Annotated in this window: 17 protein-coding genes and 1 other RNA gene; 15 read left to right on the forward strand and 3 right to left on the reverse strand. The window is 70.3% G+C overall.

Features of this window, described 5'->3' with window-relative positions; translation table 11 throughout:
- Positions 1-65: 65 nt before the first annotated feature.
- Genes ACOOGH_RS00650 through ACOOGH_RS00660 form a run of 3 tightly spaced genes read left to right on the forward strand, consistent with a single transcriptional unit; the run spans position 66 to position 6,977 of the window.
- Positions 66-665 carry a hypothetical protein gene (locus ACOOGH_RS00650; RefSeq protein ID WP_420447082.1) on the forward strand — a complete coding sequence of 200 codons (600 nt, stop codon included), beginning with the start codon at positions 66-68 and terminating at the stop codon, positions 663-665.
- Complete coding sequence (locus ACOOGH_RS00655; protein ID WP_420447083.1) at positions 662-3,211, forward strand: prolyl oligopeptidase family serine peptidase; 2,550 nt, start codon at positions 662-664, stop codon at positions 3,209-3,211. Before ACOOGH_RS00650 ends, ACOOGH_RS00655 begins: the two co-directional genes overlap by 4 nt.
- Positions 3,212-3,230: 19 nt before the next feature.
- The gene (locus tag ACOOGH_RS00660) at positions 3,231-6,977 is read left to right on the forward strand and encodes an FG-GAP-like repeat-containing protein (protein ID WP_420447084.1); all 3,747 of its coding nucleotides are present in this window, start codon (positions 3,231-3,233) and stop codon (positions 6,975-6,977) included.
- On the opposite strand, the gene ACOOGH_RS00665 is transcribed toward ACOOGH_RS00660, so the two are convergent.
- From ACOOGH_RS00665 to ACOOGH_RS00675, 3 genes are read right to left on the reverse strand one after another with little or no spacing between them, the layout of a single operon-like run.
- Positions 6,974-7,627, reverse strand: a complete 654-nt coding sequence (locus ACOOGH_RS00665) for a hypothetical protein (RefSeq protein WP_420447085.1) — start codon at positions 7,625-7,627, stop codon at positions 6,974-6,976. The two genes, ACOOGH_RS00660 and ACOOGH_RS00665, sit on opposite strands and share 4 nt — an antisense overlap.
- Positions 7,624-10,521, reverse strand: a complete 2,898-nt coding sequence (locus ACOOGH_RS00670; RefSeq protein ID WP_420447086.1) for an IPT/TIG domain-containing protein — start codon at positions 10,519-10,521, stop codon at positions 7,624-7,626. Before ACOOGH_RS00670 ends, ACOOGH_RS00665 begins: the two co-directional genes overlap by 4 nt.
- The gene (locus tag ACOOGH_RS00675; protein ID WP_420447087.1) at positions 10,518-11,624 is read right to left on the reverse strand and encodes a YncE family protein; all 1,107 of its coding nucleotides are present in this window, start codon (positions 11,622-11,624) and stop codon (positions 10,518-10,520) included. The genes ACOOGH_RS00670 and ACOOGH_RS00675 overlap by 4 nt, the downstream gene beginning before the upstream one ends.
- Before the next feature lie 159 nt (positions 11,625-11,783).
- On the opposite strand from ACOOGH_RS00675, the gene rnpB reads away from it, so the two are divergent.
- The 12 genes from rnpB (at position 11,784) to ACOOGH_RS00735 (ending at position 23,983) form a co-directional block, all read left to right on the forward strand.
- An RNA gene (gene rnpB / locus ACOOGH_RS00680) (RNase P RNA component class A) lies at positions 11,784-12,179 on the forward strand.
- A 58-nt stretch (positions 12,180-12,237) separates the two neighbouring features.
- Positions 12,238-13,527, forward strand: coding sequence for a M16 family metallopeptidase (locus ACOOGH_RS00685; RefSeq protein ID WP_420447088.1), 1,290 nt, complete (start codon positions 12,238-12,240; stop codon positions 13,525-13,527).
- Positions 13,524-14,888 (forward strand): M16 family metallopeptidase, encoded by a 1,365-nt coding sequence (locus ACOOGH_RS00690; protein ID WP_420447089.1) that lies wholly within the window; start codon positions 13,524-13,526, stop codon positions 14,886-14,888. The genes ACOOGH_RS00685 and ACOOGH_RS00690 overlap by 4 nt, the downstream gene beginning before the upstream one ends.
- 7 nt (positions 14,889-14,895) lie before the next feature.
- Entirely contained in the window at positions 14,896-15,543 is a 648-nt protein-coding gene (locus ACOOGH_RS00695) for an NUDIX hydrolase (RefSeq protein WP_420447090.1), read from the forward strand.
- 30 nt (positions 15,544-15,573) lie between these two features.
- Positions 15,574-16,230 (forward strand): sigma-70 family RNA polymerase sigma factor, encoded by a 657-nt coding sequence (locus tag ACOOGH_RS00700; RefSeq protein WP_420447091.1) that lies wholly within the window; start codon positions 15,574-15,576, stop codon positions 16,228-16,230.
- Positions 16,231-16,343: 113 nt separating this feature from the next.
- Positions 16,344-16,919, forward strand: a complete 576-nt coding sequence (locus ACOOGH_RS00705) for a zf-HC2 domain-containing protein (RefSeq protein WP_420447092.1) — start codon at positions 16,344-16,346, stop codon at positions 16,917-16,919.
- A 40-nt stretch (positions 16,920-16,959) separates the two neighbouring features.
- Positions 16,960-17,970 (forward strand): DNA polymerase III subunit delta, encoded by a 1,011-nt coding sequence (gene holA, locus ACOOGH_RS00710; RefSeq protein WP_420447093.1) that lies wholly within the window; start codon positions 16,960-16,962, stop codon positions 17,968-17,970.
- The gene (locus ACOOGH_RS00715) at positions 17,967-18,815 is read left to right on the forward strand and encodes an SPOR domain-containing protein (RefSeq protein ID WP_420447094.1); all 849 of its coding nucleotides are present in this window, start codon (positions 17,967-17,969) and stop codon (positions 18,813-18,815) included. Before holA ends, ACOOGH_RS00715 begins: the two co-directional genes overlap by 4 nt.
- A 7-nt stretch (positions 18,816-18,822) precedes the next feature.
- Positions 18,823-21,474 carry a DNA mismatch repair protein MutS gene (gene mutS / locus ACOOGH_RS00720; RefSeq protein ID WP_420447095.1) on the forward strand — a complete coding sequence of 884 codons (2,652 nt, stop codon included), beginning with the start codon at positions 18,823-18,825 and terminating at the stop codon, positions 21,472-21,474.
- On the forward strand, positions 21,467-21,892 hold the full coding sequence (locus ACOOGH_RS00725) for a TonB family protein (protein ID WP_420447096.1): 426 nt from the start codon (positions 21,467-21,469) through the stop codon (positions 21,890-21,892). Before mutS ends, ACOOGH_RS00725 begins: the two co-directional genes overlap by 8 nt.
- Positions 21,885-23,102 carry a D-alanine--D-alanine ligase gene (gene ddlA / locus ACOOGH_RS00730; protein WP_420447097.1) on the forward strand — a complete coding sequence of 406 codons (1,218 nt, stop codon included), beginning with the start codon at positions 21,885-21,887 and terminating at the stop codon, positions 23,100-23,102. Before ACOOGH_RS00725 ends, ddlA begins: the two co-directional genes overlap by 8 nt.
- A complete protein-coding gene (locus tag ACOOGH_RS00735; RefSeq protein WP_420447098.1) occupies positions 23,099-23,983 on the forward strand; it encodes a rhomboid family intramembrane serine protease in 885 nt (294 codons plus the stop codon). The genes ddlA and ACOOGH_RS00735 overlap by 4 nt, the downstream gene beginning before the upstream one ends.
- Positions 23,984-24,053 lie beyond the last annotated feature (70 nt).

The raw sequence follows: 24,053 nt of genomic DNA on the forward strand, positions 1-24,053 counted from the left end.
GTCGCACCCTGCGTCCGGTCCGGGCTACATTCGGGGACGCCTTCCCCCGGAACCGGAGTTGAACGATGCGACGACTGCGAACCCTCTTCCTCCTTGGCGCGCTGGCCGCCGGCCCGCTGGCGCTCGCGACGCCCGCCCCCTCGCTCGCCCAGGGCCGCCCGAACGTGGCCATGGCGGAGAGCTGGCCCGAAGCCGACTCCGATGACGTGGAGTCGGTCGACAGCATCCTGACCGCGCTCTACGACGTGATCTCGGGCCCGGCCGGGCAGGCGCGCGACTGGGATCGTTTCCGCTCCCTGTTCATCCCCGAGGCCCGGCTCATCCCCACGGGACGGTCCGCGGAGGGCGAGCACGGCTACAGAGTATGGAGTCCGGGAGAATACGCCGAACAGGCGGGCGCCTCCCTCGAACAGACCGGCTTTTTCGAGCGTGAAATCGCCCGCAGCGAGGAGCGCTTCGGTCCGGTGGTGCACGCGTTCTCCACCTACGACTCGAAGCGCAACGCGGACGACCCCGAACCGTTCGCCCGCGGCATCAACTCGATTCAGCTCATGCACGACGGCGACCGCTGGTACGTCGTCACGATCTACTGGGCCGCGGAAAGGCCGGATCTGCCGATCCCGGGACAGTATCTGCCCTCCAGGAACGGAGGAGGTACCCCGTGAAGTTCTCCCCGAATATCCGCCACGCCGCCTCGTGGCCCGCCGCCTCGTGGATCGCCACGGTCGCCGTGGCGCTGGCGGCCGCACCGGCGCTCCAGGCGCCGCTCCACGCGCAGGGTCTCGCCGGCTTCGAGCCGGTCCCCGCGCGGGACAACGCCTTCGCGCTCACGCTCGAATCGATCATGCGAGGCTCCGAGCACGTCGGACAGGCGCCCGTCGGCGTGAGCTGGTCCGACGACGGTGAGTGGATCTACTTCCGCTGGCTCCCGGGCGGTGAGGCGTGGCACGAGCAGCGCGCCCTGTACCGCGTCCGCTCGACCGGCGGCACGCCCGAGCGGATCGACGACGAGGAAGAACTCCGGCTGGGCCCCATTCTCGCGTCGGGCGATGTGTCTCCCGATGGCCGCTGGCGCGTCACGTCCTCCGACGGAGACCTCTATCTCATCGACCGCGCCGCCGCCTCGACCCGCAGGCTGACGCACACGGAGGACTTCGAGGCCGGTCCCGTCTTCTCCGGTGACGGCGCTTCCATCTTCTTCCGCCGCGACAACAACCTCTTCGCCTTCGACATCGACGACGGCGAGATCCGTCAGCTCACCGCCGTGGGCGGGCCGGAAGAGCCCGAAGACCCCGAGGCGGAAGGGCACAGGGCCTTCCTCGAGGAGCAGCAGCGGGAACTGTTCGAGCACATCCGCGTCCAGGGGATCCGGGAAGAGCGCGCGGAGGAGCGGCGGGAGCTGAGGGAGGCCGGCCAGCGCGAGACGCTGCATCTGGCGCAGGGCGAGCGCGCGCAGTCGTTCGTCGCCGACCCCACCGGCACGTGGATCGCGGTCACCGCGACCCGCGGCAGCTTCAACGATGGGGGTCGGCGCACCGACATCCCCCTTTGGGTCACGGAGTCCGGATACACCGAGAACACCGAGATGCGCCCCAAGGTCGGCGACCAACAGGGCGAGTCCCGGCTCGCCGTGGTCCATGCCGAGACGGGCGAGGCCACCTGGCTCGATCTCACCGGCGACGGCTCCGATCCCGACTCGGACGAAGCCCCACCCGTCGGCGATGACGGCACCGAGGGCGACGCGGAGTCCGGGGAAGACGAGTCGGATGACCGTCTCGCGGTGGCGAGCTTCGCGGGCTGGAACGACGCCGGCTCCCACGGGCTCGTGTTCGCGGTGGACTACGACTACAAGACGTGGCGCCTCTACGCCTACGAGGCGGCCTCCGGCGAACTCACGCTCCTCGATACACATTGGGACGAGGCGTGGGTGGGCGGCCCCTGCTTCGGCTTCCAGGGCGCGGGCTGCATCGGCTGGCTCCCGGCCGAGGCGAGCGGGTCGACGCCCCGTGCCTGGTACGTGAGCGAGGAGACCGGCTACTCGCACCTCTATGCGGTCGACGCAGACGGCGGAAACAAGCAGGCGCTGACCGCCGGCGACTGGGAGGTCCTCGGCGCGACGATCCCGAATGGGTGGGATGCGTTCCTCCTCCAGACGAGCGAACTCACGCCCTTCGACCAGCACCCGTGGCGCATGAATTTCGACGGCTCGAACCGCGTGCAGCTCCTCGAGGGAGAGGGCTCGTTCACCGTCACGCCGTCGCCGGACGGGGGGCGCTTCGCCGTGCTTCACTCCGGCTCGAACCGGCCCGCTGAACTCTACCTGGCGGATGTCGAACCGGGGGCCGGGATGACGCAGGTCACGACCTCCCCGACGGAGACGTGGCTCGCCTTCCCCTGGCTCCAGCCCGAGATCATTCACTTCGAGGCCCGCGACGGAACGCCGGTGCCCGCACGCATCTATCGGCCCTCCGACTTCGGGGTCGAGCCCAACGGGGCCGGCGTCATCTTCGTGCACGGCGCCGGCTACCTGCACAACGTCCACAACTGGTGGTCGAACTACTACCGCGAGTACATGTTCCACCACTTCCTCGCCGCGCAGGGCTACACGGTGCTCGACATCGACTACCGGGGCTCCGCCGGCTACGGGCGCGACTGGCGCACGGCGATCTACCGGCACATGGGGGGCTGGGACCTCTCCGATCAGGTGGACGGGGCCGCCTATCTCGTGGCCGAGGAGGGCGTCGACCCCGACCGCATGGGGATCTACGGCGGCTCGTACGGCGGCTTCATCACCCTCATGGCGCTCTTCACCGCGCCGGAGTCCTTCCAGGCCGGCGGCGCGCTCCGCTCCGTAACGGACTGGGCGCACTACAACCACTGGTACACGAGCCGCATCCTGAACCTCCCGCACGAGGACGAGGAGGCGTACCGCCAGTCCTCTCCCATCTATTTCGCCGAGGGACTCGAGGGGCACCTCCTCATCGCGCACGGGATGTACGACACCAACGTCCACTTCTCCGACGTCGTACGCCTCGCGCAGCGTCTGATAGAGCTGGGGAAGGAAAACTGGGAGATGGCGGTGTACCCGGTGGAGAACCACGGGTTCGTCGAGCCGTCGTCGTGGACCGACGAATACCGGCGGATCTACGAGTTGTTCGAGCGCGTGATCGGCGGCGGGCACGGGGCGTCGGCGAACGGGGAGGGTAGCTGAACACACCCTCCCGCGACCGATGATGCGGCCGGCGCGCGCGCTGATCGGCCTCGGCCCGGGCCCCCTCGCGCTGGCCCTCGTCGCGCCGGCCGTCTTCGCGGCGGTCGGGTGCGGCGCTCCGGAGCCCGGGCCCTGGGTCGAGGCGGACGGATATCAGTGGCGCGAGTTGAGGCCCCGGGGTTCCGGCGGTTTCCGGCCGCTCGATGCCCCCGGGCGGGGCGTGGCCTTCCTCTACGACGTCGACGAGGAGACGCGCCTCGACAACCGGGTGCTCGCCGAAGGGCAGGGCGTGGCGATCGGGGACGTAGACGGGGACGGCCTGGCGGACCTCTTCCTCGCCGGCTTCGGGGGCGCGAGCGCGCTCTACCGCAACCTCGGCGGCTGGCGCTTCGAGGAGATCACGCCGCCCGCCCTCGCGCTCGAGGACGTTCTCGCCAGAGGCGCGGCGCTCGCCGACCTCGACGGAGATGACGATCTGGATCTCGTGGTCACCGTTCACGGCGGCCGCAACCGGATCTTCCTCGGCGACGGTGCGGGCGGCTTCACGGAACTCGAGGACTCGGGTCTCGCCGGGGAGTGGGGGAGCACGACCCCCACGCTCGCCGACACGGACGGTGACGGCGATCTCGACCTCTATGTCGCGAACTACAAGACGCGGCAGGTGGACGATCTTTACCCGCCGGACGTTCTCGACATCAACCACCTGCAGCGCGGCGAGGACGGCAACCTCGTCATCCCCCCGCAACTGCGGGAACTCTACGACGAGCACTACCGGGTGGAGTTCGACGGCCGCTTCGTGCGCCGCTTCGAACTTGGAGAGCCGGACGAGTATTACACCGGACTCGGGGACGGACGGTTCGCGGCGGCGGCCCCCGGTGCGCCGCTCACGCGTTCCCGCGGGAACGTCTCGGCGCCGACGCGCGACTGGGGACTCGCGGCCCGCTTCAGCGACTGGGACGAGGATGGCGACGCGGATCTCTACGTCGCGAACGACTTCAACAGCGAGGATGGGATCTGGATCAACGTCGGCGGCGGGATGTTTGCGCCGGCTTCGAGCGAGGCCGTCCGCACGACGAGCCTCTCCTCGATGGCCGTGGACATCGGCGACCTCGACCGCGACGGGGACCTCGATCTCCTCACGACCGACATGCTCGCCCGGGACGCGGCCGGACGCCGGGTCCAGACACCGAGCTACGAGGCCGTCCCGGAGCCAGCGGGCGTCACGGACACGAGGATCCAGGTGAACCGGAACGCGGTCCAGCTCAACCGCGGCGACGGGACGTTCGCCGAGGCGGCGTGGGAACTCGGGCTCGCCGCCTCCGACTGGACGTGGGGCGCGCTCATCATGGACGCGGATCTGGACGGCTGGAACGACATCCTCGTCACGACGGGACACGCGTGGGACCAGTTGGACGGCGACGCCAACGCGCGCGTCGCGGCCATCCCCGGGCTGCCTGCGGATCAGGCCCTGCGCATGTTCCCCCCGCTCGCGCAGCCGAACGTCGCGTTCCGGGGAGGGGAGGACGGTTTCACCGACGTGAGCGAGCGCTGGCGCTGGGGAGGCGAGGCGGACATCTCGCACGGCCTCGCGGCGGGCGATCTCGACCACGACGGAGACCTCGATGTCGTCGTGACGCGCCTCGGGGCGCCCCCCCTCCTGTACCGGAACGACACGGCGGCGCCCCGCGTCCTCGTGCGCCTGAGGGGGGCGGGTCTGAACACGCGCGGGATCGGCGCCCGGATCCGCCTCGAGGGACTCGGCCGCCCCGGGGCGGCCCCGGCCCAGCTTCGCGAGATTACGGCGGGAGGCGCCTATCTCTCCTCCTCCGAACCGGTCGCCAGCTTCGCCGCGGTCACCGACGGCGAGATGACGCTCACCGTCGACTGGCCCGACGGCCGCCGTACGCGCCTGGAGGGCATCGTCGCGAACCGCGAGTACGTCATCGATGCTGCAACCGCGCACCCCCCCGGGCCGGCGGCCACGCCCGCCGGGGCGCCGGTGCCCGAGACCCCGCCGGCCCATTTCGTCGATATCTCGGACCGACTCGGGCACCGGCACGTCGAAACGCCCTTCGACGACCGGCTCCGGCAGCCGCTCCTTCCGCATTCGCTCGACCGACCCGGTCCCGGCGTGTCGTGGATCGACGTGGAGGACGATGGCGACGCGGATCTCGTCGTCGGGAGCGGCCGGGGGGGCAGCCCGGTCGTGATGCGGAACGAGGGCGACGGTTTCGCCGCCCCGCGGGCCCTGGTGCCCGCGCTGGCGTGGGACGCGACCGCCGTGCTGCCGCACCGCACGGGCGACGGCCGCGCCGCGCTGCTCATCGGCATGAGCGCGTACGAAGCAGGCTCGCCCGCGGAAGCCGCGGCCGTTCCCGCAGTCATCGCGGCGCCGCTCGGCGCGTCCGCGCCGGCGCCCCCGCTCATCGAAGCCACCAGCGCCCCGCCCGGGCAGCTCCCCGCGGCCACCGGCCCCCTCGCCCAGGCCGACATCGACGGCGACGGCGATCTCGACCTTTTCGTGGGGGGGCGCGTCGCCCCCGGCGCCTATCCGATGGCGGTCGACTCGCGCCTGCTGATCCACGACGGTGACGCCCTCCGCGTCGATGCGGAGCGCTCCCGTCCCTTCGCGCGGCTGGGGCTCGTCTCCGCTGCCCTGTTCACGGATTACGACCTCGACGGCGATCCCGACCTCGTGCTGGCGCTGGAGTGGGGCAGCGTGCGCCTCTTCCGGAACGATGCGGGCCGCTTCACCGACGCGAGCGAAGCGCTCGGGCTCACGCGCCTCCAGGGGCGCTGGAACGGCCTCGCCGCGGCGGACTTCGATGAGGACGGACGGCCCGACCTCGTGGCCACCGGCTGGGGCGTGAATCTCGATGTGCCGCCCGCCTACTCGCTCATCTACGGCGACATGAATCGCGACGGCATCGTCGACCTCGTCGAGGCCCGCATGGAATCCGGCATTTGGCGCCCCCTCCGGGGCCGGGACGCGCTCGCCCGCCCTGGCGGGCTTCCCGCGCTCGCGCGCGTGACGTACGAGCGGTTCGCGAACGCGCCCCTGACCGACCTCATCGGCGGCCTGGATCCCGAGCGACGGTTCGACGCGAACGAACTGCGCCACACCGTGTGGCTCAATCGCCCGTCCGGCTTCGAGAGCGCGCCGCTCCCCGCGGCGGCCCAGCGCGCGCCCGCGTTCGGCGTCGCCAGCGGCGACCTCGACGGCGACGGTCACGAGGATCTCGTCCTCGCGCAGAACTTCTACGCCGGCCGCCCGGGCGTGCCACGCTATGATGCCGGACGCGGACTCTGGCTGCGGGGGGATGGAAGGGGGGGCTTCGAGCCCGTTGCGGGCTCCCGCTCCGGGATCGCCGTCTACGGGGATGCCCGGGCGGTGGCGCTCGCGGACCACGACCGCGACGGACGCGTGGACGTGGCCTTCGGCGTCAACGGCGGCGAGACCCGTCTCTACCGCAACGTCGGAGCGGACCCCGGTCTCCGGACCACGCTCGAAGGACCGCCCGCGAACCCGCGCGCGATCGGCGCCCGCCTCCGGCTCGAATACGCCGACGGCACGCTCGGTCCGGCGAGGGAAGTCCGCTCAGGGGAAGGTTACCTCGCCCGCCACGAGTCGACGCAGACCCTGGGTGTGCGTGGCGCGACCGGCGACGCGGCCTCGGCGACGCTGCATATCGTGTGGCCGAGCGGCGAGGAAACATCCGTCTCGATCGCCCCCGGGACCCCGGCAGTGCGGGTCGCGTCCCGCTAGCGGACGCCGAAGCCGATCGTGATGCCGATGTCGTTCTGCAGCTTCGACGCGTCCGTCGCGGCGGAGATGTAGTAGGAAGCCATGTCCCGCAGCTCACCACGGAACCAGACCGACGACGTGAGATGGACCCGGACCCCGAGGGCGGCCGTGGCCATCGGATCCGTCGCGCTGAGCGGCGGTACTTCGGCGCCGTAGAACTTCAACCGCCGGAGCCCACCGCCCATCGTGAAATAGGGTTCGAGCGCCCCCGCGGACCCCGACGATCGCAGCCGGAAGGTCAAGTTCACCGTAGCCGCCATGTACTCCGTTTCGCCGAGCGTTCCAGGACCCTGCCCGCGTCCGCTGCCGACGGCTTCGAGCGTCGCCGGAGAATAGAGCCCCATGACGCCGATCCCGACCGCGCGCGAAGCCCAGTACGTCATCTCGCCCCCCATCATCACGTCCGGAGGCATGACGATGCCGTACGCCCCGGTATTGTCCGTGAGGTTGTTGAGCGGCTGCAGGATTCCGGCGAGCCCGAAGAACTCCGGGCCCGTGTCGCTGCCGAAGGGTGCCTCGGGAATCATCTGGGCTGTCAGCTTCGATGCTCCAGGTGAGAGCCCGCCCAGAATGAGAAAGAGAAAGAGAAGAACGCCGGAAAGGCGTCTCATTTAGTCCTCACGATCGTGATTAGCGGTTCCGCGGTCTCGCCCGTCGCGGTCCCTCCTGCCGTTTCCAGCGACAGCGAAAGCCCCGGCGCGCCGGGTACCGAGACGAGCGAGAAGTACTGAACGTTGGAAGGCCCTACGTTCAGGTTCATCACCCGGGTTTCAATCCCCAGCGTCTCGGCCCGGAGCGCGATCGCGGCCGGAAGACCCGACACGACGTCCGTATCCTGATTCAAGGATCGGAACACGTCGCCGGCGTCCCACGTTGCCGCGGCGAGCGGTAGCCCCGCCCCCGGCCCTGCCGGTGGCGCTTCCTGATCCTCGCCCGCGGGCTCCCCCGCCCCTTCGTCCAGCGTCCCCGCGGCCAGCGCGAGCGAAACGGACACATCCGCCAGAATGTTCGCCCATTCCCGCCCGGTGACGCGCTCCAGGTTCGCGATCCCCCGCGCGTAGTTCTGTCCGCCCCCGGCGACGGAGCGCACGAAGGCCCGCTCGTCCCCCCCCGCCTCATCCGCAAGCCGTCGCAGGAGGAACCAGCCGAAGCCACGCATCTGGAGCCCGCCGACGCCGTCCAGGTCGTCCGTCGCGACGGTGGGCGCCCCGGGGAGTCCGAGCATGTACAGGCCGAGGTTCTGGAAGTTGCCCCGCATGTACGCATTGAATGCGTCGAGTTGCTCGGGCGTCCCGGATACGCGTTCGAAGGTGAGGTCATCGCCTACGGGGAGCCCAAGCGAGGCGAGTCCCGTCACTTCCTCGGCCAGACTCGAAAGCGCCTCGTCCAGCCATATTTCCTCGGCTGCCCCGAAACCCGCCGGAGACTCCAGTACGCGACGTCCGGCGTTGATGATGTGCTGGACCTCGTGCGCCAGGAGCGCGGGCGTCTCCCGCAGGAGGTCCTCCGTCGAGACGGCACGCCCGAGCGTCCCGTCGGGATCCGCGCTCCGGGTGTAGACGATCTCGCCCTCGTTGCTCGCCGGGCAGGTCTCGCCGCCCGGGTCCGACAACTCACCGTTGCCCCGTCCCGAAGCGGCCAGATCCTGCGGAAGGGAGAACCCGCCGATCCCCGCCTCACCATCGCCGAGCCGGTTGACATCGGGCGTGAACAGGACGACGACGCGTCCGTTCCGGTCGAGGTCCCCGGGGGGGCCGAAGTAGGAGGTCACGGCCGGGAAGACGGTCCGGTCCAGCTCCTCGGCGAGCGCGAGCCACTCTTCCTCCGTGGGACCTCCGGGTGGTGCGGCAAGATCCTCAACAAGGACCACACCGGTGCCCACTGCCCGCACCACCGCCCGCACCGCGCGCTCGGGATCGACGCAGGTCCCCACCAGTTCCGGACCGACGGAGAAGAAGTACTCGAGCGTGTCTCCGACGGGCGGCACCGAAATCGTCGTCGAGCCGTCGGGACGAAGGGGTGAGACGCCGGTCTGCTCGAGTCGGCCAAGCGTGCGTGCGCGGATTCCGATGTCCCTGCGCGTGGCCGCAAGCGCGGCCTCCGCGATCCGGGGATCGATCGTCCCGGGGCTCACCTCCGTCGCCTGGCCATCGCCCGACATGTCGGCGGGTGTCCGCATCGTGAGCCGGAGCGGAAGCCCCCGCGAGGCGGTACGCCCCGTATTGCCGATGACGATCCGATACTCCCGGGTCGCCGCCGCCGCGTCTTCCGGCGCTCCGGGCTCTCCCGTTTCTGCGGGCGCTCCGGGCGGGAACTGAAGACACTCGACCTCGACGGGGCCGCGCAGGGTGAGGGATTCGCCGATCTCCAGGTTCACGCGCAGGGTGGCCGGCTCGATCGGAAGCAGGAGACCGTTGCTGGCCTCGGACCCCACGAGCACGCGCACGCCGACATCGCGCTCGGGCAGGCAGGTGCGGGCGAAGGCCGGCACCTCAACCGTGAGTTCCGTTCCCGTGGAGCTCACCACCGTCGCCGCCGTGCCCTCGATCCAGACCTGGTTGTTGGCAGGGACCGGGCCGAATCCGCTGCCGTGAAGGAGCGCCCGGGAACCCGCGGCGAGTCTTCCGTTACGGACCGAATCGAGTTGTACGGTCCCTCCCGCCGATGCGAGAGCCGTGGCCGTGAAGGAGAGCGTATCCGAATACACGCCACCCGTGGCGAAGACGTGGATCCGGTAGTCGCCCGCCCGCGAACCCAGCGTGAAGACGGCGCGACCCCGCCCATCCGCGTCCGTCATCACGATGTCGTGCGTGAGAGCGCCTCCGCTCCCCGGCACTTCTTCCGGGGCCGGCGGTTCCGCCGTGTCCTCCGCCGTCGCCGTATCCTCCGGCATCGCCGGGTCCACCGCCTCGGGCAGTGCCGGCACTTCCTCCGCTTCCGCCACTTCCGCCGCGATCGGCGGTTCCCCCGGGGTCGTCCAGTCGAAGGCGATGCGGACGCCGCCGGCCGGAGCACCGCTCGTGGTTTCGGCCCGGATGGAGAAGGGGAGCGGCAGCTGGCTTCCCGCTTCCGCCCGCTGGCCGTCGCCCTCGACGATGCTCAGGAGCACGGTGTCCGCGGCCTCGGCGAGAATGACAAAGCGCAGCGGCGAAACGTTCTCGGCGCTCGGGATGTCCACCCGGATCTCCGCTTCGCCCGGCGTGGGCCCGGCGCGGTAGACGGACTCCGCGACGCCGTTCTGCCCCGCGACGGCGACTCCGGGCGAAAGTTCACCCTCGCCCTGTACGATGACGAAGCGGACCGGCGCGCCTTCGACCGCGTTTCCCAGCGCATCCTCGACCCGGACCGCGATCGGCGGGTCGGTGGCGTCGCCCGTCACGATCGTGTCCACGGCGGCGGAGATGGGGATCAGGGCCGTCGGCGGAGAACCGATCTCCGTGCTCCCGGCGTCCCCGCACGCGATCGCGAGCATCCCCGCGAGCACCGCCAGCGCGCCGCGCCTCACGGCGACTCCACCTTCCAGAAGGCGATGCCCCCCGCCTGCTTCCCTACGTCCACGCTGGCCGCCCGGACGCCGGCCCGGAGGTCGATCACATCGACCGTGCCCGGCTCTCCGCCCACGCCCTCCACGCTCACGAAGGCGTAGCGCGAGTCCGGAGAGATCGCGATCCCGTGCGGCAGCGACCGCGTGTTCGGGACCCGGGCGGTTTCCATCCCGCTGGCCAGATCCCAGACGCCCGTCGCTTGCCCGCTCTTGTACGTCACGACGAGGTAGGCGCCGTCCGGGGAAACATCGAGGTTGTACGGACCTTCGCCCGTCTCGAATCGCCGCGTCACCTGCCACGCCTGCACATCGATCTCCAGCACCTCTGCATTCCGGTTACACGTGACGTACACATGGCGTCCGTCCACGGCCGGATGCGCCCACGTCGGGCTGCACCCCGGCGCCCCAACGGGCCGCGTCGGGAGCCAGTCGTACGGCCACGCCTGCTCCAGGCCCGGGGAGAGGAGAAAGCGCCGCGCGACTTCGAGCCGGTGCGCGTCGACCTCCACGAGCATCTCATCCATCATGCATACCGAGTAGTGCCGCGCCCCGTCCGCCGTGAGCCGCGAGCCGTGCGGCATCGTGCAGGTCGGAATCTGCGCGACCTCGATCATCGCGCCGACGTCGACGACGGACACCGAACCCGGCTCGTGTTCGCCGTGCAGGTTGAAGTTCGCCGCGAAGAGAAGGCCCGCCGGCGTCACCTGCATCGTGGCGGGAAAGAGTCCCAGTTCGGCGCTCCCGAGCGGGCGGTTCGTCTCCGTGGAGTAGGCGACGACCGTGCCGAAGGGATTCCCGTGGGCGAGCGTCACGTACCACCGTTCCCCGCTCGGATCGACCGCCAGACCGTGCGGCCCGTCGATCTCCGTCGGAAAGCGGCCCACAAAGACGGAATCCAGCACCGACGCACCGGTGCCATCGAACCGGACGAGATCGACACGATCCTCCGATTCAGCCGCCACGTAGACGTAGTACGACGACGGGCCACCGGGGCTTTGTTCCTGGGAGGCCGCAACCGATACCGCCGCGACCGTGGTTCCCAGCGCCCACAGGGCCATCGCCATGCGGGGTGATTTCGACTTGGGTAGCATACGTTTTACGCGCGTTCGCGACTCCTTCTCCGGAAGACTCCAAGACCGGCAAACGCTCCCGCCGGACACTCCACCTCATACCCTTAGAGTAGACAATTCCTCAAGAGGTTGCCAAGCGGTTAGGTTGTCCGCGGCGGAGGGAGAAGAGGTCGCGGACGGGTGCTCGCACGCCGTTCGAGGAAAGTCCGGGCTCCACAGGGCACGGCGCCGGGTAACGCCCGGGCGTCGCAAGGCGACGGAAAGTGCCACAGAGAGCAGACCGCCGATGGCAGCTTGCGACCCGCGAGGGTCCAGGCGCACAGGCAAGGGTGAAAGGGTGGGGTAAGAGCCCACCGCGTCTCCTGGAGACAGGGACGGCACGGCAAACCCCGCCGGGAGCAAGGCCAAGCAGGAACGAGCGGCGGCCCGTCGCGTTCGAGTTCCGGGTAGGCCGCACGAGACCTCGGGCAACCGCAGGTCCCAGATAGATGACCTCGCCGTGGGCCTTGCCCGCGGTAACAGAACCCGGCTTATCTCCCTCCGCCTCAAATCATTCAGCGGTACCGGGAGCAGCACCGAGAGCAGCAGCACGGAAAGGCGACAGTCCTTGGCTTCAGCGTCTTCACCCGCGATGGCGTTCGATATCCGCGAGCACACGCTCGACAACGGGTTGAGGGTCGTACTGCAGCCCGATGCCTCCGCACCCCTCGTCGCGCTTCACGTCATGTACCACGTGGGATCGAAGAACGAGCGCGCCGGCCGCACCGGCTTCGCGCACCTGTTCGAGCATCTCCTCTTCCAGGGGTCCGAGCATGTGGCGAAGGAACAGCACTTCAAGCTCGTCCAGGACGCCGGCGGCACACTCAACGGGACGACGTGGTTCGACCGCACCAACTACTTCGAGACTCTGCCCGCCAACGAACTCGATCTCGGGCTGTGGCTGGAGTCCGACCGCATGGGGTTCTTCAAGCCCGGAATCACGCAGGAGAAGCTCGACAACCAGCGCGAGGTCGTGAAGAACGAGCGCCGGCAGTCGTACGAGAACCGCCCCTACGGCCTCGCCTTCGAGACCCTGCTCGCCCGCGCCTATGACGAAGGGCACCCCTACCGTCATCCGACCATCGGCCACATGCCCGACATCGACGCGGCCCGGCTCGAGGATGTCCACGAGTTCTTCGACCTTCACTACGGGCCCGGCAACGCGACCCTCGTGCTCGTCGGAGACTTCGATCCGCGCGAAGCCCTGGGGCGGGTCGAAGCCTGGTTCGGGGAGATTCCGGCGCGATCCGTGGCCCCGCCCCCCGACGTGTCGGTGCCGGCGTGCGGCGGAGAGCGGCGCGCGCTCCTTCGGGACCGGGTTCAGATGCCGCGCGTGTACCTCATGTTTCACTCGCCGCCCTGGGCGGACCCCGATTTCGAGGCCGTCGTCACCCTCAACTACCTGCTCGCCGACGGGAACAGTTCCCGCTTCGAGAAGACGCTCGTGTACGAGAAGCAGATGGCGGCGGACGTGACCTCCTTCACTTGGCCGACGGAGAGCGTCGGCATGTGCTTCATCGTCGCGACCGCCCGCCCCGGGGTCCGTGCCGACGACCTCGAGAGGGAAGTGAGGGAGGTCATCGATGACCTGCTCGACGGCGGGATCGAGGACGCGGAACTGGAGGGGGCGCGCAACCGGACCCGGCGCGGGCTGCTGAACGGCCGCGCCGGTTTCGGCGACCGGGCCGACGCGATCGCGCATGCCGCCGTGTTGCGGGGCGACGCCGGCTACGTGAACGACGCCTTCACGCGCTACGGCGCCGTCACCCGCCGGGATGTGGAGCGCGTAGCCCGCACCGTGCTCGACCCGCGCGGCCTCACGGTGCTGCACGTCGTTCCCGAGGAGGGGACCCCGTGACGAATCCCCGACCCGTGACCCTCGACCGTTCCGCGCGTCCGGCCCCGGCCGACCCGCGCCCGCTCGCGCTCCCGTCCTTCGAGCGGCACGCGTTACCGAACGGACTTCGCGTCGAGCACGCCGAGCGCCGCGGCCTGCCCGAAGTGTCGCTCCACCTCGTCCTCGAGTGCGGCGCGGGCGCCGAGCCGCCGCAGCTCGGCGGGCTCGGCGAGTTGGCTGCCCGGCTCCTCACCGCCGGCACCCCCGGCCGGGACGCCATCGAGATGGCGCGCTGGCTCGACCGACTCGGCGTAGGGTACCGCGCCACGGTCGGCTACGCCGTCGGGGCCGTCTCCATGCACTTCCTGTCGGAGGTGTTCGAGGAGGCCCTCGAGTTCCTCGCCGCCACCGTCCTCGACTCCGAGTTTCCCGAGCACGAGGTCGAGCGCATCCGCCGCGAGCGCATCGACGAGATCGAACGCCAGATGGACGATCCGGCAACCGTCGCGGGCCTCGCCACGATCGCCGAACTCTATGGCGACAGCCTTTACGGCCGCCCGGCCGCCGGGACCCGGTCGACCGTGTCGGAGATCGGCGCCGAAGCGGTGCGGGAGTTCCACGAGGCCGGGTATCGTCCCGGTGGCGCCCTTCTCATCGCGTGCGGCGACCTCGACCGCGAACGTCTCATGTCCGCCGTGGAGGCGCGTTTCGGCGCCTGGAGCGGCGAGACCGTCCGGGTCCGGCCCCCCGCAGCGCCGGAACCGCGCGCGAACGATCTCATCCTGATCGACCGTCCCGGCAGCGCGCAGAGCGAGATCCGCGTGGCGACGGTGGGCGTGCCCTACAACACGGAGGACCATCACGCGATCATCGTGGCCAACGCGATCCTCGGCGGCCTCTTCAACTCCCGCATCAACCTCAACCTGCGCGAGGACAAGGGGTGGACCTACGGCGCGAGATCGAGCTTCCGGTTTCGCCGGGGCGCCGGGCCGTTCGTCGCCCGCACGGCCGTCGAGACCGAAAAGACCGGCCCCGCGTTCGAGGAGATCCTGCGCGAGATCGAGACCATGCGCACGACACCCGTCACCGCCGGCGAGATGAAGCTGGCCCGCAACGCGCTCACGCTCTCGCTCCCGCTACAGTTCGAGACCGCGGTGCAGATCTGTGGAAGGGTGAGCCGCCAGCGCGTGTTCGGCCTCCCCGACGACTATTGGGAGACGTACCGGGCCCGCATCGAGGCCGTGACGCCGGAGGAGGTGCAGGAGGTCTGCCGCACGTACCTCGACCCCGACCGTCTCACGCTGCTCGCCGTCGGCGACGCCGCGACCGCCGCGCCGACCCTGGACGGCCTCGGGCCCGTGGATGTCCGGCCCGTCTCATGACCGCACCGTGACCGACTCCGCGGACGGAGACTCCGGGCCGGGCCGGCCGACGGGCCGCGTGGACGGAGAGCGCGTCTACTCCGGCCGCAGGATCCATGTCGATGTGGACCGCGTGCGGTTTCCGGACGGGTCCATCGGTCGGCTCGAACTGATCCGCCACCCCGGCGCCGCGGCCGTCGTCGCGCTGGACCTTCCCGAGCCACCGGGCGAAGCCGCCGGTACGCCCCCGCTCGAACCCGTCGTCACGCTGGTGCGTCAATACCGGTACGCCGCCGGCGGATTCATCTGGGAGGTGCCGGCCGGGAACCTGGAGCCCGGCGAACTCCCCGAGGCGTGCGCTCTCCGGGAACTGGAAGAGGAGGCGGGGCTGCGTGCTGGACACCTGGAGCGGCTGGCCTCCGTACGCACGACGCCGGGGTTCACGGACGAGGTCATCCACCTCTTCGCGGCGTGGGAGCTGGAGGCGGGGGAGACGAGTCACGAGGCGAGCGAGTTCATGGATGTGCATCGGCTGCCTCTGGCCCGTACCATCGAAATGATCGATGCGGGAGAGATCAGCGACGGCAAGACGATCTGCGCGCTGACCCTCGCGGCGCGTTGGGTGGATCGCCGGGTTGATCGCCGGATGGATCGAATCGGCGCAAGCGGGGTTTAACGCGTCACACCCGCCTGCAAAGGAAGCGGAATGGACACGAAGCCGAACCTCGAAGTCACGAGGCAATACGCGGCGCCGGACGATATGGAGCCCCTCAGGCGCGGGGAGTTGAAGCGCCTCGAGGATGCCGAACTCGTCACCCATTACCTGGGGGGACAGCGCTTCGCGTTCAACGAGATAGCCGACCGCTATCAGGACCGCCTGCTGAACTTCATCTACCGCACCATCGGAGACCGGGACCGGGCCGAGGATCTCGTTCAGGAGACCTTCGTGCGCGTGTACCGGCACCTCCACAGGTTCGATCCTGCGCGGAAGTTCTCAACCTGGATCTATACGATCGCCAGCAACCTGGCGAAGAACGAATTGCGGAACCGGGCGCGCAACCCGCTCGTACTCTTCCATTCGCTGAGGAAGAGTTGGGAAGCCGACCACCGGCCGCTTGAATTCGAGGATTCGGCCTACCGGCCCGACGATCTGTACCGCAAGCGGCGCGTGCGCGAACAGGTCGAGGCCGCGGTCGCGGAACTTCCCGAACATCACCGTGTCGTATTCGTGCTGCGTGAACTGGAAGGGAAGAGCTACGAGGAGATTTCCGAGATCACGGGAGTGACGCTGGGGACCGTCAAGTCGCGCCTCAATCGGGCGCGGAACCGGTTCGCCCGCATCATCGCCCCGATGCTCGACTGAGCCCGGAGCCCGGCCCGTACGCGTACGGTCGGGCAGGCGGAAGGAACCCTGACGCGCAGCTCAGAGTAGATAGGCCCGGTAGACGCCGGACGGTTGTCTTCAATGATGGTGCAATGATGGTTTGCAAAGAGTTTATCGAGCGATTCACCGAATATCTGGACGGGGCGCTTGCCACTGGCGAGCGTCGCCGTTTCGACACGCACCTTGAGGATTGCGGGGCGTGTCGACGCTATGAACGCGTACTCACTCGCGGGCTCGCCGCCTGGCGAGCGCTCCCCCGGGGCAAGACCTCTGACGATTTCCTCCCCCGACTGCAGCATCGCCTCTACCACGTCGACGAGCCTCCAAAGCGGTCCTGGCGAGGCCAGATCGGCCGGGCCGCGGTGATCGCCGTGGCGTCGGCGGGACTCTTTACCCTCGGCGTGTCGAACGGAAGCCAGCCCCTTCTCGTCGAAGTGCAGCTCCCGCCCGTGATGGCGGACGTGCCCGCGGAAGCGGTGGCTGAGAGTCGGGGAACCCTGTTCAACGGCGACCCCTACGTGCCCGACTGGTTCCTTGCCCCGTTCGCTCCCGCGCTCGACGACGGTGGCGGGCTCTTCGGTTCGACGTACGCCGTGCCGATCGCGACGAGCGACTCCGCCTCCCTGCCGGTCGAGCGACGCGCCGGCCAACTCGACGAGTCTCGCTGACCCACCGTCGCAGCCCGCGGCCCGAGCCTCTCTCGGCGCCGTGAGCGCGCCCCTCGACCCGCGGCTCTCGCGAGCCTTGGGCCAGGATCCCCCCACCGGTGCGTGGTTCCTGCACGGAGACGCCATCCGTCTGCGGGACGAAGCCGCGCAGCAGCTCGTCGAGGCCGCCGTCGATCCGGCCACGCGCGACTTCAACTACGACCAGTTCCGGGCCGGGGACGTAACGGACGAGCAGCTCGCCGCCACCCTCGCCATGCCCCCGATGATGGCGGAACGCCGCGTCGTCTTCGTGCGCGATGTCGAACGCCTTGGGGCGAAGGCGCGCGCGGTCCTGAAGCGGGCCACGGCGGCGCTGCCACCGGACATCGCCCTCATCGTAACGGCGCGCATCCCCAAGGGGTCGCGCGCGGCCTTCTACCGCGATCTGAAGAAGAGCTGCCGCACGCTGGAATGGAGTACGCCGCGGGCGGCGGAGGTCCCCGGCTGGATCCACGATCGGGCGCGGCGGCGCTGGAAGCTCGACCTCTCGCCGGCGACGGCCCAGTGGATCGCCGGGGCCGTCGGGTCGGACCTCTCCACCCTGGACGCCGAGCTGGAGAAGCTGGCGTCGCTTCCCGCCGACCGCCGGACCGACACGCATATCCGCGACGTCGTCCCCCGGACTCATCGAATCGATCGCTGGAGCTGGCTCGACCTCGTCGCTTCGCGCGACTACGGACGCGCCTTGCGCGAGTTGGACGACGTGCTCACATCGGAACGGGGGGTCGGGCTGGTCGCCGGACTTGTGGAACACCACCTTCTGCTTGGTCTGGCCCTCGAAGCGGGACCGGCCGGCTTGCGGGCCGCCCTGTCGGAGACCGGCCGCGGCTATCTCTCCTGGAAGGCGAACGCCTACGCGAAGCAAGCGAGGGCATGGACCGTACACGAAGTCGATCACGCACTGCGGGCGCTTCATCGCGCCGACCGGCACCTCAAGTCGGGGCGGCGGGACCAGGCGGTCCTCGCCGGGATGCTCCTCGAACTGGGGCGGGCGCGCAGCGCCGGGGGATGACCCGGAGCCACCGGATCCGCAGAGGTCACCCCGGCCACGGGAACTCCCGCGCGTGGGCGCTGGCGCTGCTCGTCGGCCCGCCGCTGTGGGGACTTGCCGCCCCCTCCCCCGCGCAGGCCGCGCAGGCCGCCGCTCCCGTCGACCTGGACCGTCTGGAAGCGCGAATCGAATCCGGGAGCCTCGGAGGCGCGGCGGAGGCGATCGAGAACTGGCTCACCACGGAGGCACGGAACGCGGCGCGCGGCGAGGTCCCGCGGGCGCGATACCTCCGGGCCCGACTCCTCGCCGACGCGGACTCCGCCCGCGCGGAACTCTTCTCCATCGCCACGGACGGCGGCTCTCGCTACGCAGCCCGTGCATGGCTGCGGCTCGCGCAGCTGGATCTTGCGCTCGGCGAGCCCGACCGCGCGGCGGCCGATCTCGAGCGTCTGCGGGCCGACCATCCCCGCGTCCCCGAGGTGGTCGAGTCGTGGTACTGGACGGCGCGGACTTTCGAGGACCGGGGTCTCCTCGATCGGGCGTGCGAGGCGTGGGAACGGGCGGTTGCGGAGGGCCGGCGCGTCGGCGACACGGAGACCGCCCTCCTTGCGGAGGCCGCGTCGCTCGCCTGTGCCCCGGGAGGCCCTCGCTTCTCGATTCAGGTGGCCGCGTTCTCGCGTCCCGCTCCGGCGGAAGAGATACAGGAGCGCTTGGAAGCGTCCGGATTCTTCTCCCGCGTGGTCGAGTACGACGGGTTCCACCGCGTCCGGCTGGGCCGTTTCGTCCGTCGCGAAGCGGCGGAGAGCCTCGCCCGCCGACTGCGCGACGCGGGCTTCGAGCCCGCCATCGTCCCCGTCATCTCGTGAGGCGGCGATGACCACGGCCCCCTCTGACCCGGGCGCGCACACGCCGCTCATCCGGCAGTATCTCGACATCAAGTCGCGCCACCCCGATTCGCTCCTCTTCTTCCGGGTCGGCGATTTCTACGAGATGTTCTTCGAGGACGCGGAGGAGGGGAGCGGCCTGCTCGGACTCACCCTCACCGCGCGCAACAACGGCGGCAAGCGGAACGTGCCCCTCGCGGGTGTCCCCGTGAAGGCGCTGAACGAGTACGTCTCCCGCCTGCTCGAGATGGGCCGCCGCGTGGCGATCTGCGAGCAACTCGAGGACCCGGCGGAAGCACAGGGGATCGTACGGCGGGATGTCGTCGAGATCATCACTCCGGGCACCGTCCTCGAGGACAAGCTGCTCGCGGCGCGGCGCAACAACTACGTGGTGGCGATCTCCGGGGAGGCCCCGTTCGGGTTCGCCATCGTCGACCTTTCGACCGGCGAGTTCGAGCTTCGCGAGGTGGCCGCCGCCGATCTGCACGACGAACTCGGGCGCCTCGAGCCGGCCGAGATCGTGATCCCGGAGGAGAGCGAGGCGCCGGCCGGACCGTGGCACCTGACCGCGCGGCCCGCCTGGCGCTTCGACGCTTCGCTCGGCGACGAACGGCTCCGGGAGTGGTTCGGGGTCAACTCCACCAGCGGTTTCGGCCTCGACCTCGCGCGCGACCCGCTCCTCCTCGCGGCCAGCGGCGCCCTCCTCGGTTACCTGGACGAGGTGCGGCCGGCCGGCCTCGACCATCTGCGGCCCCCGCGCGTCGACCGCGCCGGACGCGTGATGTACCTCGACGAGATGACCCGGCGGAACCTCGAACTCGTGGAACCGCTGCGTCCCGGGGCGGGGGCGTCGCTGCTGGAGCTTCTCGACCGCACGCGGACCCCGATGGGGGCGCGCCTGTTACGCCGGCGCCTCCTGCGGCCGCTCGTCCGCGCCGAGGAGATCGCGATCCGGCTCGACGCCGTGCAGGAACTCGTCGAGCGGTCGGAGAAGCGCGAGCATGTCCGGGGCGCGCTCCGGCCCATCCGCGACCTGGAGCGGCTCGCCGCCCGCGTCTCGACGGGCCGCGCGGCGCCCCGGGAACTCCTCGGCCTCGGCCTGTCGCTCGATGCGCTGCCCGGACTGGCCGCCGCCCTCGCGCCGCTCGAGGCCGGCCGTTTCACCGAACTCCAGGCCGGCTTCGATCCGCTCGACGACATGGCGGCCCGGATCGATGCAGCCATCGATCCCGACACTCCCCATGCCCTCAAGGACGGCGGCGTGATTCGGCCCGGCTTCTCCGCCGAACTCGATGAACTGCGCGGCCTGCGAGGCAGCGCCGTCGATTTCATCGCCGGCATGCAGGTTCGGGAGCGCGAGCGCACCGGCATCGACACGCTCAAGATCGGGTTCAACAGGGTGTTCGGGTACTATCTCGAGGTCACGCGCTCGAAGCTCGACCGCGTGCCGGAGGAGTGGACCCGCAGACAGACGCTCACCAACGCCGAGCGCTATCTCACGCCGGAACTCAAGGAGTGGGAGGCGAAGGTGCTCGGGGCCGACGACGAGATCGCAAAACTGGAGGCGCAACTCTTCCACTCGGTCAGGGATGCCGTCGCCGCCGAGGTCGGGAGGATCCAGGCCGCCGCCGCCCAGGTCGCCGAGATCGATTTCCTCGCCTGCCTCGCCGATGTCGCCGCCGCCGAGGACTACGTGCGCCCGCGCCTCAGCGACGACATCGTGTTCGATATCGAAGAGGGCCGGCACCCCGTCGTCGAGACCGCCGCCGCGCGGGATACCTTCATCCCGAACGACATGCGGCTGGACGACGAGCGGCGCACCCTCATCGTCACCGGCCCGAACATGGCGGGGAAGTCCACCGTACTGCGCCAGGCGGGGCTCATCGCGCTCATGGCGCACATCGGTTCCTTCGTCCCCGCTCGCCGGGCCCGCATCGGGATATGTGACCGTGTGTTCACGCGCGTCGGCGCGAGCGACAACCTCGCGGCGGGGCAGAGCACCTTCATGGTGGAGATGACGGAGACCGCGACCATCCTGCACGGCGCCACGGAGCGCTCGCTCGTCCTGCTCGACGAGATCGGGCGGGGCACGTCGACGTACGACGGCCTCTCGATCGCCTGGGCGGTGACCGAGCGGCTGCACGAACTCGGCGCGCGCACCGTGTTCGCGACGCACTACCACGAACTCGTCGGCCTCGCCGAGTCGCTGCCGCGCGCCGCCGCCTTCAACGTCGCGGTGCGGGAGACCGGCCAGGACATCGTCTTCCTCTACCGGCTGCAGCCCGGCGGTTCGGACCGCTCCTACGGCGTGCACGTCGCCCGGCTGGCCGGGCTGCCCCCCGATGTCGTGGGTCGGGCCGCGCGCATCCTCCGCGTGCTCGAGAGCGGCCCGTGGGGCGCCGGCGGCCGCGGAGCCGTGCTCGCCGAGGCGGGGCTGGGGCAGCTCTCCCTCTTCCAGGCCCCGGTTCTCCGCGCGGAGGACGACCCTCCGCCGTACGGCGCCCCCGGCGAGGCCGAAGCCGCGGACATCGCAGCCGCCCGGGAGGTGCTCGCGAAGCTGGCCGGCCTCGACCTCGATGGGATGACGCCGCTCGAAGCGCTGAACACGCTCGCCGAATGGAAGGCGTTCGGCGATGCATAGCGCACGGGCTGTCAGGTCCGGTGTCCTTGCGGTACTCGCCGCCCTCGCCGGCGCCGCGTCCACCGGGTGCGCGGACGATCCGAGCCCCGAGGTCGGAGCGCTGCGCGTGGACCAACTTCGCGAAGGCGGTCTCGTGTGGCCCGTGCTCGAGCCCCGGGCGTCCCCCGCGTTCCCGTATCCGGCCGATGCCCTCGAGGAAGGCGCGGGCGGGGAGATCCTCCTCCGCATTCGGATCTCCGATGCCGGACGCGTCGACTCCGTGTCGGTCGTGACCTCATCGGGACATGCCGTCCTCGACTCCGCCGCGGTGGAAGGCGCCCGCCTCCTCCGGTACCGGCCCGCCGAGCACCGCGGCGCCCCGACCGCCATCTGGGCGCGACTCCCCATCCGCTATCCCGTGCCGGCGTCCGGTGGCTGACGCTCGCCTGCGCGTCGGCGTCCTCTTCGGGGGCGAGTCCCCGGAGCACGAAGTATCGCTCCGCTCGGCGAAGAACGTCATCAAGGCCATCGACCGAGAGCGCTTCGACATCGTGCTCATCGGCATCGACCGCCGCGGCCGCTGGCACCTCGCCGACGAGGTACGCTTTCTCCGGCACGCCTCGGACCCGCGGCGCATCGGCCTCCCGGACGCCCCCGTCAGGCTCGCCGTGACGCCCGGCCGCCGTCCCCGCATCGTACCCGTCGCCCCGCCCGCCCCCGAGGGTTCCGCCGAGTGTGAGGGTTCCGGCGAGGGATGCCCGGAGCCGGCCGAGTTGCCGGAACTGGACGTCATCTTTCCCGTCCTGCACGGTCCCCTGGGCGAGGACGGCACCGTGCAGGGACTCCTGCGCCTCGCCCACCTCCCCTTCGTCGGGCCCGGGATCCTCGGCTCGGCCGTCTGCATGGACAAGGATGTGGCCAAGCGGCTGCTGCGCGACGCCGGCATCCCCGTCGCGCCCTTCATCACCGTCCTCTCGCCGGGCGAGGCCCCCTCCTGGGACGAAGCCGTGGCCGCCCTCGACGCCCCCATCTTCGTCAAGCCGGCGAACATGGGATCGTCCGTCGGCGTCTCGAAGGCCGGCACGGACGGCGAATACCGGCGGGCGCTCGACGAGGCCTTCTCCTTCGATACCAAGGTGCTCCTCGAGCGGACGATCCGGGGCCGCGAGATCGAACTCTCCGTGCTGGGGAACGAGGCCCCCGAAGCCTCGGTTCCCGGGGAGATCGCCCCCACGCACGCCTTCTACTCCTATGACGCGAAATACCTGGATCAGGACGGCGCGGACCTGCTCATTCCCGCCGACCTCGACCCCGACACCACGGCGCGCGCCCGCGACATCGCCGTCCGCGCCTTCCGCGCGCTATGCTGCGAGGGGATGGCGCGCGTCGACCTCTTCCTCGCGACGGAGGCTTGCGGCCCGCTCCCCGCGGGTTCACTGGTGGTAAACGAGATCAACACGCTTCCGGGCTTCACCCGGATCAGCATGTACCCCAAGCTCTGGGAAGCGAGCGGCGTGTCCTATCCGGAACTCATCGACCGACTCCTGCGGCTGGCGATCGAGCGCGCGGAGCGCGACGGCCGGCTCGCTTCCGCCATCGACCTTCAAGGCGACGGCGAGGCGCGCCACGGCGAGGCAGGGTCAGGATGATGAGACGGCCCGCGTTCCAGACCGGCGGGGTCCGGTTCGGCCACGGCTTTCCCATGAGCCGCTGGGTCAAGCGCCTCATGATCGCGAACTTCGCGATCTTCCTCGTCATGGCGATCGGGATCGTCCCGCCCGCCGCCGTCGACTGGCTCGGCTTCGCCGTTCCCGGCTTCCTCACGCGTCCGTGGACCATCGTCACCTACATGTTCGTGCACGGCGGCTTCATGCACGTGTTCATGAACATGCTCGCGCTCTTTTTCTTCGGTCCGCCGCTCGAACAGAAGTGGGGCAGCCGCTTCTTCCTCCGCTTCTACCTGGTGACGGGACTCGGCGCGGCGGCCTTCTCCGTCCTGCTCTACTCGCTCACGGGGCCCACGATCATGGTCGGGGCTTCGGGCGCCATCTTCGGCATCCTCGTGGCCTTCGCCATGAACTGGCCCGACGCGAAGATCTTCCTCTACTTCGTCTTTCCCGTCCCGGCGAAATGGTTCGTCGCCGGGCTCGGCGCCTTCACCCTCCTCTCGACCGTACAGGGGTCCGCGGACGGCGTGGCCCACTGGGCGCACCTCGGCGGACTCGTGACCGGGTTCGTCTATCTCCGGTTCGGAGAGCGGATCGGCCGCCTCGCGCGCAGTGTGTTCTACAAGGAGGTCCAGCCGCCCACCCCGAGGAGGGCCCGGCGCCCCGCACCGCCGCCGGCGCCCACCCCTCGCCGCCGGCGCCGGGCGGACGGGGATTCGCTCGATGAGGTGGACCGGATCCTCGACAAGATCCGCGCGAGCGGCATGGACTCCCTCTCGGAGCGCGAGCGCGCCTTCCTGGACGAGGTGAGTCGGCAGTACCAGCAGACGCAGGGAACGGGGAAGAAGACCCGCACGCACTAGCCGGCTGCGGCTGGAGTTTTTCCCCGCCGGTTTCTACAATGTTTGCCCCGCGCGACCCCCCGGCCGGGAG

The sequence above is a fragment of the Candidatus Palauibacter sp. genome, assembly GCF_965213655.1.
In the GTDB taxonomy this organism is placed as follows: Bacteria; Gemmatimonadota; Gemmatimonadetes; order Palauibacterales; family Palauibacteraceae; genus Palauibacter.